The 18,679-nt window shown below is 41.7% G+C and carries 14 protein-coding genes; 2 read left to right on the top strand and 12 right to left on the bottom strand.

The features are described from left to right. Positions 1-27: 27 nt before the first annotated feature. The 8 genes from KQI87_RS11995 to KQI87_RS11960 all read right to left on the bottom strand — a co-directional run bounded on the left by KQI87_RS11995 (position 28) and on the right by KQI87_RS11960 (position 8,617). On the bottom strand, positions 28-2,004 hold the full coding sequence (locus KQI87_RS11995; RefSeq protein ID WP_216460343.1) for an oleate hydratase: 1,977 nt from the start codon (positions 2,002-2,004) through the stop codon (positions 28-30). A 320-nt stretch (positions 2,005-2,324) separates the two neighbouring features. Continuing rightward, positions 2,325-2,894, bottom strand: a complete 570-nt coding sequence (locus KQI87_RS11990; protein WP_216460342.1) for a TetR/AcrR family transcriptional regulator — start codon at positions 2,892-2,894, stop codon at positions 2,325-2,327. Positions 2,895-2,997: 103 nt separating this feature from the next. After that, entirely contained in the window at positions 2,998-3,498 is a 501-nt protein-coding gene (locus KQI87_RS11985; RefSeq protein WP_216460341.1) for a tRNA (cytidine(34)-2'-O)-methyltransferase, read from the bottom strand. Between the two features lie 110 nt (positions 3,499-3,608). Next, positions 3,609-4,199, bottom strand: a complete 591-nt coding sequence (locus tag KQI87_RS11980; protein ID WP_216460340.1) for an AIR synthase-related protein — start codon at positions 4,197-4,199, stop codon at positions 3,609-3,611. A 140-nt stretch (positions 4,200-4,339) separates the two neighbouring features. Then, a complete protein-coding gene (locus KQI87_RS11975; protein ID WP_216460339.1) occupies positions 4,340-6,016 on the bottom strand; it encodes a B12-binding domain-containing radical SAM protein in 1,677 nt (558 codons plus the stop codon). Positions 6,017-6,026: 10 nt separating this feature from the next. Continuing rightward, positions 6,027-6,329 (bottom strand): thioredoxin, encoded by a 303-nt coding sequence (trxA, locus tag KQI87_RS11970; RefSeq protein WP_216460338.1) that lies wholly within the window; start codon positions 6,327-6,329, stop codon positions 6,027-6,029. Positions 6,330-6,391: 62 nt separating this feature from the next. Continuing rightward, the gene (locus tag KQI87_RS11965) at positions 6,392-7,300 is read right to left on the bottom strand and encodes an NAD(P)/FAD-dependent oxidoreductase (protein ID WP_216460337.1); all 909 of its coding nucleotides are present in this window, start codon (positions 7,298-7,300) and stop codon (positions 6,392-6,394) included. A gap of 267 nt (positions 7,301-7,567) precedes the next feature. Next, positions 7,568-8,617 carry an NAD(P)-dependent alcohol dehydrogenase gene (locus KQI87_RS11960; RefSeq protein ID WP_216460336.1) on the bottom strand — a complete coding sequence of 350 codons (1,050 nt, stop codon included), beginning with the start codon at positions 8,615-8,617 and terminating at the stop codon, positions 7,568-7,570. 319 nt (positions 8,618-8,936) lie between these two features. Here KQI87_RS11960 and KQI87_RS11955 point away from each other — a divergent pair, with 319 nt between their 5' ends. Further along, positions 8,937-10,052, top strand: a complete 1,116-nt coding sequence (locus KQI87_RS11955; RefSeq protein ID WP_216460335.1) for an ROK family transcriptional regulator — start codon at positions 8,937-8,939, stop codon at positions 10,050-10,052. 103 nt (positions 10,053-10,155) lie between these two features. Beyond that, positions 10,156-11,730 (top strand): glycoside hydrolase family 43 protein, encoded by a 1,575-nt coding sequence (locus tag KQI87_RS11950; RefSeq protein WP_216460334.1) that lies wholly within the window; start codon positions 10,156-10,158, stop codon positions 11,728-11,730. 186 nt (positions 11,731-11,916) lie between these two features. On the opposite strand, the gene KQI87_RS11945 is transcribed toward KQI87_RS11950, so the two are convergent. The 4 genes from KQI87_RS11945 to KQI87_RS11930 form a co-directional block, all read right to left on the bottom strand. After that, the gene (locus KQI87_RS11945; protein ID WP_216460333.1) at positions 11,917-12,990 is read right to left on the bottom strand and encodes a DUF4340 domain-containing protein; all 1,074 of its coding nucleotides are present in this window, start codon (positions 12,988-12,990) and stop codon (positions 11,917-11,919) included. Positions 12,991-13,110: 120 nt separating this feature from the next. Then, positions 13,111-15,231, bottom strand: a complete 2,121-nt coding sequence (locus KQI87_RS11940; protein ID WP_216460332.1) for a glycoside hydrolase family 3 C-terminal domain-containing protein — start codon at positions 15,229-15,231, stop codon at positions 13,111-13,113. A gap of 83 nt (positions 15,232-15,314) precedes the next feature. Continuing rightward, positions 15,315-16,874, bottom strand: a complete 1,560-nt coding sequence (locus KQI87_RS11935; protein WP_216460331.1) for a response regulator transcription factor — start codon at positions 16,872-16,874, stop codon at positions 15,315-15,317. Continuing rightward, positions 16,867-18,654 carry a sensor histidine kinase gene (locus KQI87_RS11930; protein ID WP_216460330.1) on the bottom strand — a complete coding sequence of 596 codons (1,788 nt, stop codon included), beginning with the start codon at positions 18,652-18,654 and terminating at the stop codon, positions 16,867-16,869. Before KQI87_RS11930 ends, KQI87_RS11935 begins: the two co-directional genes overlap by 8 nt. Between the last annotated feature and the right edge of the window lie 25 nt (positions 18,655-18,679).

Here is an 18,679-nt window from a genome sequence, read left to right as displayed (position 1 = left end):
TTTCTGTATAAATCATATCTTTTATATTTACATCATATAATCCTTGATCACATCATGATCTCTGAGCACTTTCTCAACCACTGTACCCTTAACAACCTTCAGAAGTGGTTTCTTCAGTACATCCAGCGGTCCAGGAAGTTCGATTTCCAGTGGAGATTTTCCATCCATCAGCTTCACGCTGCTGTCCAGTAATTCTCTGATATCATAGACACTGCCCCAAACTTCCGGCACACCTCTGTCCACACCGAGGAGTCCATAAACAGCCTCCATAGCAGTTCTGACAGAATATTCAGTAGTAAATACAGTATCTCTAGGAGTCTCAGCAAACTGTCCTAAGAATGCGAAGTTTACACATCCATCCGGAATAACGTCAGGTCTGTCACCTTTTGTTCTCGGCATGAAGAATGCTGTGATATAAGGCATCATAGTCGGTACACAAACTGCACTGTTCTCTGCCAGATCCTCGATATCCTCAACCGGAACGCCCAGATGATACAGCCACTCTTCTGTGATCTCCTTACCTGTACAATCTTTCATAGGTTTCTTGATATAATCTCCAGGTACATCTGTAAACAGACCATATACCCATACGCAAACCTTATCTTTATCCTGATCCTTGAACTGTCCCTGTCTGTTGATCGTCCAGCTCATCAGCCAGCTGGAATCCTGGCAGCTTACGATACCGCCGGTAACAACCTTACCTGTTCTTGGGTCACGTTTGCAGATATCTGTAATATAAGGAATGATCTTGTCATCCAGAGTTGTAACTGTTGCTGACTCCCAGTTTGTCTTTGCAATATCGGAGCAGAATTTCTCAGGATGTCCAAAAGACGGATCCTGTTTTGCGATATTTTTCCAGAGGCTCCAGCATCCGCTTGTACGAACTTCAGCATCTCCGTTCGGTGCATGATTCTGGTCACCGTAGATCGTTCCCTCTGTACAGCTTCCGTTTGTTACAAATACAAGGTCATTTTCAGTAAGAACAATACCTTTTTCTACGCCATTTACCTTGCACTCGATTGCTTTGGCGATCTTCTTATTTCCTTCAAACTCAAAGAGCACATTTGTAACTTCTGTGTTGAACTGGAATTCAACGCCTGCTGCCTCCAGATATTTCTGCATTGGCAGGATCAGAGATTCATACTGATTGTATTTTGTAAATTTCAGAGCACTGAAATCCGGAAGTCCGGAAATATGATGGATAAATCTCTGGAAGTACAGTTTCATCTCCAGTGCACTGTGCCAGTTCTCGAATGCAAACATGGTTCTCCAGTATAACCAGAATGTGGAATTAAATACTTCGTCATCGAATACATCTTCGATTGTCTTGTCATAAAGGTCTTCATCTTTTGTCATGAACAGTTTCATGATCTCCATGCAGCCTTTCTGGCTCAGATTGAATTTGCCGTCTGTATGTGCATCCTTGCCTCTCTCTTTGGTTGCACGGCAGAGAGAATAGTTCGGGTCTTCTTTGTTCAGCCAGTAGTATTCGTCAAGCACGGATACGCCCGGTGTTTCAATGGATGGAATACTTCTGAAAAGATCCCATAAGCATTCGAAATGGTTTTCCATCTCACGTCCGCCGCGCATTACATATCCTCTGCTCGGATCGAAGATACCATCGCATGCGCCGCCTGCAATGTCCATTGCTTCCAGAATGTGAATGTTCTTTCCAGGCATCTGTCCGTCACGTACCAGGAAACAAGCTGCTGCAAGAGATGCAAGTCCGCTTCCTACGATATACGCATGTTTGTCATCTACGCCTTCCGGTTTTCTCGGGCGGGCAAATGCTTCATAGTTACCATTGGAATAATAAATTCCTTTGCTGTTTTTCTCATATTTTCCACGCTCTGTATTGCGGTATTCACTTGTGTTGTGAAGTGCATCATATTCTTCTTTTTTCTTTGTTTCTGCTGTTTTGTATTTCTTTCCTGCTGCCACTGCTGCTACGCCGGCTCCAACTGCTAATGCGGATACAAGTCCTAAACCTTTATTTTTACTCATAATACACATCCACCTTTCTCGAATTCTTGTCCTTCGGAAGTTCTTCAGATTTGTGATCATACATGCCTTTTTCGTTCTGTCATCTTTACCCATTTTAAGGAACCTCTTTTGCATCTGTCAAAAATTTTCTTTTTGTTTCAGCAATCATTCTCATGACTTTCTTATTTACATATTTCCCATCTGTCTGGCATCTCATCCATCTGAATTTTTATTTGTTTGTTGCTATGGGTGTATATTAACAGTTAAATTAACTTCCCACAATTTACAAAAACCGCAGAATGATAAGTTTTTTATCACCCTGCGGTTTTTGTAAAGAATTTTTATGATTTTTCAATATCCTGCTGGAAATTCTGAATAGAGGTAGTCACAGTATTATGAAGAGTCAGGCTCATCTTGTTTACCAGCTCCTCAATGTCCTCTTTCATTCCTGCCTGGATCCACTCAAACATAATCCCCACAAATCCATATTTATAGAAGTTTGCAATGAATTTCTTATCTTCTTCTGTGAGATCCAGCCCCTTACTCTTCTCTTCCACCACACCTGCGATCAGATCATAGGTAAGTTTGAAAAGATAATTCTCCATTCGTTCCCTGTCTACATTTCTGTAAACATTCATGATAAATGGTTTGTTTTCCAGAACTGCCTCAAATACATGAGTCAGCCCTTCTGTCCAGGACTCGGAAGTCTTTTTGCCCTGGAGAGCTCTTGTCCCGTCTTCTACGCACGACCATTCTACCAGATCATAGATATCCTTGAAATGGTAATAAAAAGCCATACGGCTGATTCCGCAGTCTGTAGTAATATCTGTGATGGTGATCTTATCCAGCGGTTTCTTCAGAAGAAGCCGCTTCAGGGATTCTTCCAGTGCTGCTTTTGTCGCATTTGGCATATTGATTTCTCCTGTCTGTTTCTATTATATTGCTCCACCAATAACTATCTCCCCCGTTATCTGTGGATTGGATAATAGAATGCTCCACATACTTTAATCGCAGTTATTTCCACTCGTAGTTTCTCAGGTGTCCTTCCAGGTTCATATGGTCAAAATTATTCTGGCGCAGTGCTTCGTAGAGAACGATAGCCACGGAATTGCTAAGGTTCAGAGAACGGATATCTCCGATCATCGGAATTCTTACGCAGTTTTCCTGATTGTTTACCAGAATATCCTCCGGGATTCCGGCACTTTCTTTTCCGAACATAATGTAGCAGTCTTCTTCGTAATGAACATCTGTGTAGGTCTGCGGTGCTTTTGTTGTTGCATAGTAAATCTTTGCTCCCGGATTCTTCTCCAGGAAGTCTTCGAAGTCCAGATACGTAGTCACATCCAGATCTTTCCAGTAGTCCATTCCGGCTCTCTTTAAGGCTTTCTCACTCAGGGAAAAACCCAGAGGTTCGATCAGATGGAGTCTGGTTCCTGTTGCTACGCAGGTGCGGCCGATATTTCCTGTGTTTGCAGGAATCTCAGGCTCATGAAGTACAATATTTAACTTTGCCATTTTTGTTATTCCTCGTATTAAATTTATCTTTCTTTCAATCCAATTTCCCGTCTAAACAAGGTAGTTTGCTTATTAAACTTCCACTATTATTCAACGAGTTTCCATATCTATTATATTATACGATATAATTCATCCTCTGCCGGACGCTCCAGATATCGGGCACTGCCGCCGCTGTACAATAAACGGTCATTGCCGCTGTTTGTCTGTCCAATGATCTCTGCCATGAATCCCTCATTGCGAAGTCTCTGCACAAGGGCCTCGCCTCCGCGGATTCCGATCAGTACTGCACCATCTGCCTGAAGTTTATATGGATTCAGATCAAAAATCTCGCACACTTCTATCGTTTCCTGGCGGATCGGAACTTTACGGAAGTCTGCTTCCAGCCCTACCTCCGAAGCTTCTGCCATCTTCCAGAGTGCACTCAGGAAACCACCTTCACCCATCGCATATAATGCGCTGGCACCTGCTTCCTGCGCAGTTTTCCAGATAATGCTGCCAGCCCCATAATCGCTCCAGAGTGAAATACAATTCTGAATAAAACCGGCAGAGAATCTCTCTGCCAGTTTGTCCTTTTTATTTTTTGCTATTACAGAGGTTCCTTTCAGAGCCACCGGACATGCCACTACCAGTTCATCTCCCGGTTTCAGACATCCGGTTATTTCTGCCCTCAGAGCCTCCATTGCTGCCTGTCCAAGTCTCATTTGTTTTCTCCTGAATATTAATTATACAAGCAGAGACAGAACGGTCGGCACTACCATTGCCAGTACCAGGATGATCGCAATGATCGCAGTGATCACTTTACGGTTCTTCGGATTAAACATTCCCATTTTTCTTCACCTCTTTAAGCCCTGTTCGGGTTCTCAAACACATCTTTCGTCACATCTGTCACGCGGGCATTATTTGTCAGCGGATCGCGGTCTGCATAATCAAACAACAGCACTTTTCCATCTGCAAATACTTCCACATGTGCATTCTTTGCCACTTTTTCCCGTTTTCTGAAGTCCCATATCTGTCTCTCAAAAGGCTTCTGGTCTCTGGCAAAGCCCGGACGGCTTTTCAGATTCTCTCTCAGATAGAGATCATACACCATCTGGTCTTTTACCTGATCCATGGAAATCTCCGACACATCCTCCAGAAATTCCAACAGAATCTCATATCTTCGCATTCTTGTATGAGAAACATCACCATAACCTTTTTCCATATAAAAATTGCCAAGTCTCTCATAAATTGAGAAGGCATCTGGGAAAAAGCCTTCCAGATATTCAAGTGTATTCTGGAATTGTCCACTATTATAATACACTTCCACCATATTTTCCACCGTTTTCAGCTTCAGAACGTGGTCATAATCCAGCCATTTCGTGGAAAGCACCTCATAAGGCTCCCGTGTTTTGTATACAATGCCGTATTCCTGACACATTTCCATCATGTGGGAACCTTTTAATACTTTGAGAAATCCTAACTGGAGCTGCTGCGGTTTCAGTGCATAGACATCATTAAAGGAGTGTCGGAAGCTGTCGTAGTCTTCATATGGAAGTCCTGCGATCAGGTCCAGATGCTGATGGATGTTGCCAAAGCTGTGAATTCTATCTACTATTCCTTTCAGTTTCTCGAAATCCATGGTTCTGTGGATTGCCTTGATCGTGTCCGGATTTGTGGACTGTACTCCGATTTCAAGCTGGATCAGACCCGGACGCATGGTAGACATTTCCTGCAGTTCCTCTTCTCTTAAGAGGTCTGCGGAAATTTCGAAATGGAAGTTTGTCACGCCGTTATCGTGTTCATTGATATACTTCCAGATTGCCATTGCATGGTCATGTTTACAGTTAAAAGTACGGTCCACAAACTTCACCTGCGGCACCTTATTGTCTATGAAAAACTGCAGCTCTTTTTTTACCATCTCTGTATCTCTGAAACGCAGTTTCTTATCAATCGAAGAAAGACAATAACTGCAGGAGAACGGACATCCTCTGCTGCTTTCATAATAAATGATCCTGTTCTTAAAATCGGACAGATCTTTGTAAATGAATGGGATACTGCTTAAGTCCATGATCTGGCGCCATCCATTATGTATGATCTTCTCTCCGTCTTTGTAACAGATTCCTGTCATATCTTTCAGATCCTGTGAATTCTTTTCTACATAATATCCGGCAAGTTCTCTGAATGTTTCCTCACCCTCTCCGACCATGACACCCTTAAATTCCGGGTTCTCTGTCAGGAATTTCTCCGCATCATAAGAAACTTCCGGACCGCCGGCCCAGAAGTCGGCGTCCGGAAGAATCTTTGTCAGATCTGCCATCAGTTCTTTTACAAAAGAAACATTCCAGATATAACAGGACACGCATACCACATCCGGATGCTCCAGATAAATATCCCGCATGATATCATCTTTCTGCTGATTAATGGTATATTCCTTCAGCACAATATGATCTGCATACTCTGCTGCATACGCCTGCAGATCATAAACAGCAAGATTGGAATGAATATATTTGGCATTGCATGCCGCTAATAAAATCTTCATAAGTTCCTGTTCAACCTTCCAGTGCTGCTTTTAATTCTTCTTTGGAAGTAAGACCTACGAAACGTTTCACTTCTGCTCCGTCTTTAAACAGGATCAGTGTCGGGATGCTGACTACACGGAACTGCTGTGCAAGTGCCATGTTCTGATCTACGTCAACTTTACCTACCGCATAGCCTTCTTCTGCCAGTTCTTCTACGACCGGTCCCTGACGCATACATGGTCCGCACCATGTTGCCCAGAAATCGATCAGAATTGGTTTCTCGGATTCTAATACTTCTGTTTCAAAATTTGCTACTGTAATCTCTTTTGCCATGATTTATTTCTCCTTTACTTGTTCTTAATTATCAGATATTTCTAACAGCAGCTCCTGCAGAATCATTTTTTATTTAATGACCTTACATATTTTCCTGCATTGATACCTGCCTGTGCTCCCTCATAAACCGCTTTCGCTACCTGAAGAAGTCCGCCTGTACAGTCACCTGCCGCATAGAGTCCCGGAATGGTTGTCTCCATATTCTCATTTACTTTAATGTTGCCTTTTTCTGTCAGCTCTGCCCCCATCTGACGGGCGATCTCCGTACTGCCGGCAGTTCCCATTGCAATAAACACCCCGTCTGCAGGACAGAAATTATTTGCCTGCTGCTCTGCACTCATTTCCTGTGCCTGTACATCAGGTGCAAGACGGATTCCGGACACCAGATCATCGCCCTCTACAGACTGAATCTTCATTGTATTTACGCTGATATTTTCCTCTGGTGTAAATTCCGGTTCCTCGCCGTTTGTATAAATAGTTACGGTAGAGGCTGTATTGGACAATTCCTTCGCTTCATGCATGGCAAAGTCACCGTTTCCCAGAACTGCTACATCCTTGCCTCTGTAAAAGAAAGCATCGCAGATCGCGCAGTAGCTGACACCTTTTCCCTCAAATTCCTTAACACCCGGAATCTTCGGTGCAGCACGTTTGCTTCCTGTTGCAAGGATCAGACTCTGCGTCTCAAATTCACCCTCTGTAGTCTTTACCACAAAAGTATCAAATCCGCCAACTCCCAGAACCTGCGCATCCAGCATTCTCACGCCAAGTGCTTTCGTCTGAGCAATTCCTGTGTCATATAGTTCCTGACCGGACAGAGGATGCTCCAGTCCGTAATAATTCTCTATTTTCTCTGCTTTCTCCAAAGCACCGATACCATTATTGATCACCAGCGGATCCAGATTCCCTCTTACAGCATAAAGTGCTGCGGAAATTCCGGCAGGTCCGGCACCTATGATTATGACTTTCTCCAATTTATGTCACCTGCTCTCTGCTATTATTCTCAATATGTTTCAATATATGCTGTTTTTTCTGCTTCAGTATGATCAACAGCCGTTACTGATCACAGCGCGAACAATAACTAACAGCTACTGTTACTATACTACGATTCATGCAAAAAATCCATTCTTTTATTTGGATAATTTTAGTTTACAATTTTCCCAAAAATATGCTGTTATAAAAACCTCCCGGACAGATGTTCATTTTTACATCAGTCCGGGAGATTTTTACATTTCCATTTTCTATTTTACTTTGATAACAGCCTTTACAAGATCTGTTTTATTATTGACCGCTTCATCATATGCATCCTGAATATGCTCAAGATCAAATTCATGTGTTACAATTCCTTTTACATTGATCGCACCACTTGATACTGCTGCGATTGCCTTTGGATAAATATTTCTGTAACGGAATACAGATTTGATGGTTGCCTCTTTATCCATGATCTGTGCAAAATTATAGGTGATCTCTTCTTTTGCGGAAATTCCTACTAAAGTGATCGTACCACCTCTTCGTACAATAAACGGAGTCTGAGCAATTGTAACCGGTGAACCTGCAGTCTCAAAAACAACATCGGCTCCGCGTCCGTTTGTAAGTTCTTCAATCTTTTTCAGCGCATCTTCTTTTCCGCTGTTAATCACCTCTGTTGCACCAAGCTCTATTGCTTTCTGCAAACGTGCTTCTACAAGATCAGCTACAATAATCTTACCAGCTCCATGTGCTTTACATGCAAGAAGCGTCACAAGTCCTATACATCCGGAACCAAGAATTACAACAGTATCTCCGGTCTTAACCCCACCCTGTTCAGAAGCATAAAAACCTACTGAAAGTGGTTCAATAAGAGCCCCTTCCTTTGTAGAAACATTATCTGGAAGTTTAAAACACATATTCTCCGGAAAAGCTATGTACTCCTCATTACATCCCTGCACTGGAGGTGTTGCCAGAAAGACAACATCCGGACACAGATTATAATGACCTGACTTACACTGTTCGCACTCTCCGCATGTAATTCCAGGTTCCAATGCTACTCTGTCTCCAACCTTCAACCTCTCTACTTCTTCTCCAACTTTCACAATAGTTCCTGCGCATTCATGTCCAAGCATATAGTCTTCAGATAAATCTACTTTGTAAGAACCACAACATCCATTATGGAAATAGTGAACATCCGATCCACAGATTCCCACATATTCAAGTGATACCAGGACTTCCTTTTTCCCAATCTCCGGAACCGGGATTTCTTTGATAACCATTTTATCTATGCCCCTCATAAAGGCACCTTTCTGCATTGTCATTTCTTTGCTCTCCTTTTTGTTTTATATTTCGACTCACTTTTAATTTATTCTTTGATATCTTTAGTATATTATTTTATGTAAGTTATGTCAATATTTTTATGTAAGTCTGTACATTTACACAAATATCATTCTGCATTTTTGTATATTTTGATATTTTTTCTATTATGTTTTGTATTTTTTTTATTTAAGTATCTTTACACTTTTTCACATTTTTTATTTAAGTTTTAGAAATCCATGGTTTTTGCCAAACAATAATGTTAAAATATAGTCACTTTATCACTGTCAATCCAATCAGATATAAAATCAGGAGAATTTGAATATGGACGAAACAATTGTACGTAATAAAAATATTGAAGAGATCTATCGGCTTATCTATCAAAACAGACAAATTTCCAGACAGGAAATTTCCAGACTTCTGAACATCAGCCTGCCTACCACCACTCAAAATCTGAATACCCTTCAGGAACTGGGACTGATTCATAAAGCCGGAGAATTTCAATCGACAGGCGGACGAAAACCATCTATTTATTGCTGTGTACCGAACGCCCGCTATGCTGTTGGTATTGATATCACAAGGAACCATCTTTCCATAGTTCTTGTTGATCTTGCTCTGAACCTTATTGACAGCCTCAGAATACGGATTGCATTCGAAGAAAGTGATTCTTATTTTTCTGCTCTCAACAAACATCTGGAACAGATCATCTCTCAGAATATTTCTGACCGCTCCCGTTTACTTGGAGTTGGTATTTCACTGCCCGCACTCCTTGGAACCGACCATAAGACTGTCAGTTATGCTACCGTCATCCCTCTGTCCTCCGATATATATTCCAAACTGGAAAAATATATCCATGCCCCTTTTCTGTTCTTTAATGATTCTAACTCTGCGGGCCTGGCTGAAAGCTGGAAAGGGAATTATACGAATTCTGTGATTTATCTTTCTTTGAGCAGCAGTATCGGCGGCGCAAATATGAATGGAAAAACACTTTATACGGGAGATCATAACCGAAGCAGTGAGTTTGGACATATGACTATTATTCCACATGGCAAACGTTGTTACTGCGGACGTTACGGATGTCTTGATGCATATTGTTCCTCTAATGTATTATCTGATTTTACGCACGGCAACTTGAAAGAATTTTTCAAGCAGATAAAATCCAACCAGGGACTGCGCAATGTATTTGATGACTATATGGATCATCTGGCAATTGCAGTCAATAACCTTCGCATGTGTTTTGACTGCGACATTATACTTGGAGGAAATGTAGGCGCATACATCTCTGACTATATAGAAGACTTCCGCCAAAAAGCGCTTGAACTCAATCCATTTGAAAATGATGGAAGCTTTATCCATCCCTGCCATTACCCTACCGAAGCGGCAGCTGTCGGTGCGGCAATATACTATATTGACGGTTTTGTCCAGAATTTTGCTATATAAAACTGTGCTCTTTTTTCTATATAAATGAAACTTATTTCTATTTTCATTACAGGCATTCTGCGTTATGGTAAAAACACTCATTATAATAAAGGAGGCTCTTTTTATGCTCAAGAAAACTTATCACAATCCTCTTCTTCCCGGTTTTTATCCAGATCCTTCTATCTGCCGTGTAGGGGAGGATTACTATATGGTCACTTCATCTTTTGTCTACTATCCGGGACTGCCAATTTTCCACAGTAAGGATCTGGTTCACTGGGAGCAGATCGGGCATGGGATTCACAGACCTGAACAGCTTGACTATAAGAACTGCGAGACTTCTGAGGGATTATGGGCTCCGAGTATCCGTTATCATGATGGAACTTATTACATTATCAACACTTTCGTATCTGCAGGACGTGAAGCAGACCGTGACAATTATATTATTACAGCGAAAGATCCTGCAGGTTCCTGGAGTGATCCGGTTGTTGTAAAAGGTGCAGACGGAATCGATTCCAGTCTTTTCTTTGATGATGACGGCTCTCTGTGGTATGTGGGCAACTATATCAGCCCGGACTGCCTTTACGAAGGACATCATGGTATCTATCTGAATGAACTTGACCCGGAAACCTTCCAGTTCAAAGGACCTCGTTATATCATCTGGGACGGTGTAAAAACACGCAGCAAATGGATTGAAGCTCCACATATTTATAAAAAAGATGGCTGGTATTATCTTCTCGTTGCAGAAGGCGGCACTTTCGTAAATCACAGTGTACAGATGGCTCGCTGCCGCACTATCCAGGGCGATTATGAGATCTGCCCGAGAAATCCGATCGTTACTCACAGACATATGCCTCTGTTAAACCCGATTTCTGTAACAGGACATGCAGATATCGTAGAAACTCAAAATGGTGAATGGTGGATGGTTCTTCTTGCTGTACGCCCGTATGAGGGAGGTCATTATAATCTTGGACGCGAAACCTTTATGGTTCCAATCGTATGGGCAGAGGACGGATGGCCTATGGTCGATAATGAAACAGGACTTGTCCAGACCGAAGACCGCCTTCCGGATCTTCCTAAGACTATTTATCCTTTAATGCCTGAATCTGATAACTTTGAATGCAACACTCTGCTGATGCAGTGGAACACCATTCATCCGCCAGTTGAACCAATCTATTCTCTGGCAGACCGTTTCGGATATCTGCGTCTGTATACAAGAAAAGAAGTTATGAATGAGATCTGCCTTCCTTCTTTCGTAGGCCGCAGACAGCGTCATAAAGTATTCCTGGCAAAAACAGCTATGGAATTTACCCCTGCAAATAAAAATGAAGAGGCAGGAATTGCCCTTGTGCAGGATGACCGTTTCCATTATCTCATGGTGTTAACCCAGAAAAACGACAGACCTTTCCTTCAGGCTTACAAAACAGAAAATGGCAGCAAATCTCTGCTCGCAGAAACCGAGATTAAAGATGTAAAACGCCTCTACCTCAGTGTTCAGGGAAATACTACTGATTATGATTTCTATTATGGATACACAGAGCAGGAGATGATCCCGCTTGTCAGAGGACTGGATGCTTCTCTGTTAAGCTCTGTAGTAAATAACGGATTTACCGGAACATACATTGGTATGTATACAAGTTCCAATCATCAGCCAAGTACTAACTATGCTGACTTTGACTGGTTCAACTATCAAGGAGAGTAATCGCTATTTCCAATTAACAAAGCCATAAAAAATCAAACAATATAACGCAAAAACGGATTGCCGCTCAATATGAGCTTCGCAATCCGTTTTTACTGTTTACAATATCTATATCTTTTTAGTCAGGCAGATAAAATCATCCTCTGCTCCTCTTGAACATAACCCAATAACTGCTCAGCAGTTTATTGATTAAAATGCTTTTTTTATCTGTTTCACCAGTGCATCTACATCTTCAGCCTTTACAAGAAATCTCTCAGTTCCATTGATTTCCACACTATCATAAGTATCATCGTATGTGTAATATTTCAGAGTTACTTCCGGAGCTTCCTCTGTGTTTCTGTGAAATGTTACAGTCAGGACTTCTTCTTTATCTGCTGCATCTTTTGTCTCTTCAATCTCAGAATCAAGCATTACACTCTGAATCGCCTGATACAGTTCCGTAAATTTCTCTTTCTTTACAGTCTTCTTACCGAACTTGTAATCTCCACCGTCCAGCTTCATTGTATAGGTTTTCTTCCCAATATTCATGTCTACGCTGTCAAGTGTATCGATATTTACCAGTGCCGGGATCTTCAGAAGCAGATTAAATGGTTTCAGTTCCAGAAGGCTGTTCACAGACTCTTTGGGAATCAGATAAACTGCATCCTCATATCCTTTTACACATGCATAATAATCACCGTTATCATCTGTATTTCCGATGAGGATTGTTGCTGTTGCATCTGCGTCCTGTGTTTCTCTGGCGGTATCGTCATTGACTGTGTTTACGAAATCTACGGTAAAATAAGTCTGTGTCTTATCCAGTCCGGTATCTGCATCTGCCGCATCAACACCGTTACTGAGATCAAAGTCAACCAGTACTCCAAACATTTCATACATATTCTCAGTGTTTACTGTTGCAATCTCATCATAAGGATTGGTAATCTCCCAGTAGTCGAAATCCATCTTATAATCTGCCGGTTCCTGTTTGATCTGAAATACTTCTTCGCCGTCCTTTACAATGGAAAAGCTACGGATGGAATAGGTGGACATTCTTGGATGTTCTACATTCTTCAGCTCTGTAGTTTCCGCTGTATCTTCTGCCTTATCTGCAGTTTCGTCTCCGGCATCTCCTGTTGTTGTTTCTTCTGCTGCCTCATACTCCTCTGCTGCGTCTTCTGTTTCATCTGCCCATACAGGACAGGATATAACTGCTGTACCTGCCATGCCAGCAGTAAACACGGCTGTCATTCCAAGAAGTAATATTTTTTTAATTTTATTTTTCATGTCTGTGTTCCTCCTGTCCATATATGATATGGCTTTTTATTTTGTCCCCCTGCCTGCTTTTCACAGTCTACGCAGGTGGCCTACCTGATCTGTTTAAATAGTCAAGTGGATAAAATTTTGTTAAAGTGTGATCTCAACTTCAACCGGCTTATGTCCTGTCAGTTCTGCACTTCTTGCATCCGGCTGGGATACACCTGCAAATAAGCGGAAATGTTTTCCTGCGATATAACGGTTACCATCTTCATCCACTACATTCATTGCTTTATTTGAAACTGTAAATTCTACAGTTTTCTCTTCTCCTGCTTTCAGCGACACTCTCTTAAATCCGCAAAGACTGTAATTGCGGACTGCAAGTGGAGAATCAAGATCTTTGATATATATCTGAACAACTTCATCTGTGTCTACAGTTCCGTTATTCTTAACAGTTGCTTTTAATGTAATGTCGGACTCCGCAGATACTTCACCAACAACCTCTGCACCTGTTACGCAGGCATCGCTGTATGTAAGTCCGTATCCAAATGGATAAAGTGCTTCTTTCTCCATGTAACGATAAGTTCTGTTCTTCATGGAGTAGTCTGTGAATTCCGGCATTCCTTCCAGATCTTTGTAGAAAGTGATCGGGAGTTTTCCTGATGGAGATTCTTTTCCGAAGAGAAGGTCTGCCACTGCACGTCCGCCTCTTGCTCCCGGATACCATGCAAGGAGTATTCCATTGCAGTTATCCTGTGCATAGTTCAGGTCAATCGCACTTCCTGCCATAAGAACTACGATGGTAGGTTTACCTACTGCAGTTACTTTCTCGATCAGTTCTTCCTGTACTTTCGGAAGGTGAAGGTCAACTTTATCACCGGATGCATCGCTATTTCCTGTATCTCCTTCTTCTCCTTCCAGAGTCTCATCCAGGCCTACACAGAGTACAACCACATCGCTGTTCTCCGCTGTGATCACTGCCTCAGAGATTCTGTCCTGATCCCATGCCAGATTTTCAACCTTATCTTTATATAAATCACATCCCTGGGAGTAAAGGATTCTTACATCATCCCCTGCCTCTGCGCGGATTCCCTCAAGAACAGTGATATATTCTGAAGAAGTTCCATGATAATTTCCAATCAGAGCAGCACGGCTGTCTGCATTCGGTCCGATCACACCAATGGTATTTACTTTCGATTTATCAATCGGAAGCACTCCGTCATTCTTCAGAAGTACGCAGCTCTTTCTTGCCATCTTAAGGGCCTCATCAATATGCTCGTTGCACTCTACCACACTGTACGGGATCTTATCATATTCACTTCCGTCAAATAAGCCCAGGAGGTATCTGGTTGTCAGCAGTCTTACTGCGGATTCTGTGATTTTCTCTTCTGTCACAAGTCCATCCTGGTAAGCTCCCATCATATGAAGATATGTATTTCCACAGTTCAGGTCACATCCTGCATTTAATGCCATAGCAGCGGACTGTCTTGGTGTAGAAGTTACCATATGATGTTCATGGAAGTCACGGATCGCCCAGCAGTCTGAAGTAAAATGACCTTCAAATTTCCATTTTCCTCTCAGGACATCCTCCATAAGATATTTATGTGCACAGCATGGTTCTCCGTTTGTTCTGTTATAGGCCCCCATCACAGCTTCAACATCCGCTTCTGTTACAAGTGCTTCAAAAGCCGGAAGGTATGTTTCCCACATATCCTTCATACTTGCCTGTGCATCAAATTCATGTCTGAGAGATTCCGGACCACTGTGTACTGCAAAATGCTTTGCGCATGCTGCTGCTTTCATTACAGGTCCGTCACCCTGGAGCCCTTCTACAAATTTCACGCCAAGTCTGGATGTCAGATATGGATCTTCACCGTAGGTTTCATGACCTCTTCCCCATCTCGGATCTCTGAAAATATTTACGTTCGGTGACCAGAAAGTAAGACCTTTATAAATGTCTCTGTCTTCTTTTGAGGAGTATGCATTGTATTTTGCTCTGCCTTCTGTTGCGATGATATCACCGACTTTTTTCATCTCTTCATCGTCAAATACTGCTGCCATTGCGATTGCCTGTGGAAACATGGTCGCCACACCCGCTCTGGCTACTCCGTGCAGTGCTTCATTCCAGTAATTGTATGCTGGAACACCCAGTCTCTTCACAGGAGCAGCATCATATTTTAGCTGGGAAGCCTTCTCCAGAATCGTCATCTGGGATACCAGTTTCTCTGCTTTTTTTCTTGCTTCTGCTCTTTCTTTTCTGTGGTCTTTCATTTCAGATCCTCCTGTATTATATAGTTTGATATTTGTTCGTCTGATACTTAATTTCGCTATACCAGAGTGTGTTTAAAAGTGCTTTATGTATTCTGCATTTCTTCTCTGTATTTTGTCGGTGACTTTCCTGTATGTTTCTTAAATGCCAGAGAGAAATAATTTGTATCCCTGTATCCTACCATCATAGCAATCTTTCCAGTCTTAATGCTGGTAGTTTCCAGCAGGCTTTTCGCTTTCTCGATCCTCTTTCTGACAATATATTCGTTACATCCTTCACCGGTAATCCTCTTGAATAATCTGGAGAAATAATTCGGTGTGATATAAAGATTTGCTGCAATACTGGAAACAGAAATATCCTCTGCCAGATGCTCATCTATATAGTGTTTTGCATTGGAAATGGTATAATGTACATTCTCCTCATCTTTTCCAATAAGCTGCTCAATAAACATTCTCGTAATCTCACAGGCCTCTTCTTTTCCTGCTGATGACAGGCTTTTAGAGAGTGCATCCAGCTTTCCTTCTTCCACATCACAAGATTCTTCCATGTAAGAAAAAATCAGAGAGGATGCAATCTCAAAACAGCATCTACGCACAGCCGCAGAGGAAAGATTGTAGGATTCCGTTGCTTTAGAAAAGGTGTTAAATGCCTTCAGTACATAATCTGGAGTTCCTATATTGGAAATCATGATATTTCGCAGTTCCGCATAGATTTCCCAGAAAATTTTCTTCTTGTTCTGAGCCCCCATCGTCTGTATAATATCCTGAATATTCTTTTTCTCATGTTCCAGAAGATATCTGGCATCATTGTAGGATATTGCCAGGTTTTCAAACCCCTGCACAGTACTTCCAACTGTAATCTTTGGTTTATATTCAAATTCATCCTTCAGCACATCCGACAACTCTTCTATCTGTTCCAGGACGCTGTCATCATCATTCTTTTCAAAACAGACAATCGCGATTGTACCGTCATCATCTGTGAATGTGATTCCTCTGTTCTGGGAATCCACCATACTCATACAGACATTTTTAACAGACATTGCACGAAATTTTTCATCGTTCTGCTGATCTGTATACATACCCTGTTCCAGAAGGATCAGGCTCATTTTCTGCTTAACATCAAACTGGAAATCATTCTGCAGAATGTATAACTGCATCTCGTTATCTGCCTTCGCATGAACCAAATTTCTCATACACTGCTCCAGCCTCATCTGAACTACAGATCCCTGAGACCTCCACATTCTGGCCTGATGTCTTTCTTCATTCTCCTGTTTTTTCAGTTCATTTATCTGCTTTTCTATTGCCTCGAAAAGGTCATCTTCGTCAATCGGTTTCAGGAAAAAATCCTGCACCTGAAGCCGCAGGCTCTCTCTTGCATACTCAAAATTATCAAATCCTGTAAGCACGATCACACGCAGTTCAGGTACTGATTCTCTGGCCGCTTTAATCAGTTCCAGACCCGTCATTTCTGTCATCTGGATATCTGTAACCATAATTTCAGGGCCTTCTTCTTTGAGAATCTTCAAAGCCTCGTTTCCTGACGCAGCAGTAAAGACATCGTCAATTCCCAGTTTCTTCCAGTCTATGGCATTTTTCATACCCATGCGTATCATTTTTTCGTCATCAACTATCAGTACTCTATACACACGTCCACTCGCCTCCCGCTGTGTTCTTTTTGATTTCTGTCTGATATGGCAGATGGATTACGACAGTTACCCCACCCGAATCATTCTTCTGATAATGAAGCCCATATCCTTCACCAAAAAGAAGTTCAATCCTCTTGTTTACATTCCGCACTCCATATCCGAAGGAATCCTCATATCTGGAGAGCTGTTCATTCATTTCATCTATCTGTTCCTGACTCATTCCTGTACCGGTATCTGATACTTTGATCACAACTTCATCCCCATCTTTATATGCGGTAAGATAAAGCGTACCTTTTTTTCCCTCTTTTACTTTCATTCCATGGTAAATGGAATTCTCTACCAAAGGCTGCAAGGTCAGCTTCGGTATCAGGCTTTCTTCCACCCGAGATTCCACGACGATCTCACTTCCGATAATATTGTCGTATCTCATGTTCTGGATGATCATATAATTTCTGATGTGTTCTATCTCTTCTCTGATTGGTATCACATCGTGTCCCTTGCTGAGACAGATCCTGTAATACTTCGCAAGTGCTTTTACCATTGTGGAAATTTCTTTATTTCCTTCAGCAATCGCCTGCCAGTGGATACATTCCAGTGTATTATACAGGAAATGCGGCTGGATCTGCGACTGAAGGGCATTAAAACGAATCTGCTCCAGCTGATGCTGTTCCAGTTTTACCTGTTCCATCAGTACTTCGATCTCGTCCATCATGGAATTAAAGCCGACCGCCAATTTGGTAAAATCTTCTCCCATATTATCCACATTAATTCGTGTTCTCAGGGATCCTGTTGCAACATGATCCATCTTGGATACTACCTTATCAAGAGGCTGATACATCTTCTTGACCAAAATTCTTATAATAATGCTTACAGTGATCAGCACTATGATCAGAACAATGATCACAACAACGATTGTACGGAATCCGGATTCCATCAGTTTATACGATGAAATCGAACTAACCACATAATAGTTCCAGTTTTTTATTTTCTGACATACATACATATTTCCATTCTTTGTAAATATCTGTATCCCATTTTCCATCTCATCTATGTAATTTACATAACGGCCTGTCTCCTCTTTATCCTTCGAAAGCAGGACCATTCCGCCTGTGTCAACCACTCTTGTTTCCGCTGAAGAATCTCCCACAGCCAGCATCCTCTGTACTGCCGGGTCATCGAAATTCATACACAGAAGACCTTGGGCATCAGATACTTTTCTGGTATCATATAGCGGATAATACAGGCTCAGTGTGTATCTGTTCCCTTTATAATAATCATTATTATAGGAAACTTTCAGAGTTCCTTTCTGCGCATATTTACTTTTATCATATGCCTGAGGATACACTTCTTCAAACTGTGTTACTGACAAAGAACCTTTTCCCCTATAGTAGTAACTCTCATAATCCGAACTGACAATAGCAGCAAAGTTCAGACTCTCATACATATTATTCAGATTCTCAAGCTTACTGTAAACTGCATTAATATCTGCTGTTTTCAGCGCATTTCTCTGCACCTGCCTGCAGTAATTCTGTACAGAATCATCCATAATCGTACCCAATACGATTTCTTTATATGAATCCATGGATCCCTGAAAAGATTCTGCGACTGTATTGTTCTGCATCTGTAGAAGTTCTATCGACTGCTCTTTCATCGATGCCAGCGAAAAAGTCAGGGAAACACCTGCAACCGTCAGTGTTACAATAAGAATACTGGCGGTTACAAGCAAAAGTATTTTTTTATCAAATTTCCAGCGGCCGAATTTCGTTTTCCATTTGTTCATGTCGTCTTTCCTCGTCTGTCATATA

The organism is Blautia sp. MSJ-9 (assembly GCF_018919065.1).
GTDB lineage: Bacteria > Bacillota > Clostridia > Lachnospirales > Lachnospiraceae > Blautia_A.
The sequence above is the reverse complement of the archived record's forward strand: the minus strand, read 5'-3'. Positions and strand labels throughout refer to the sequence as shown.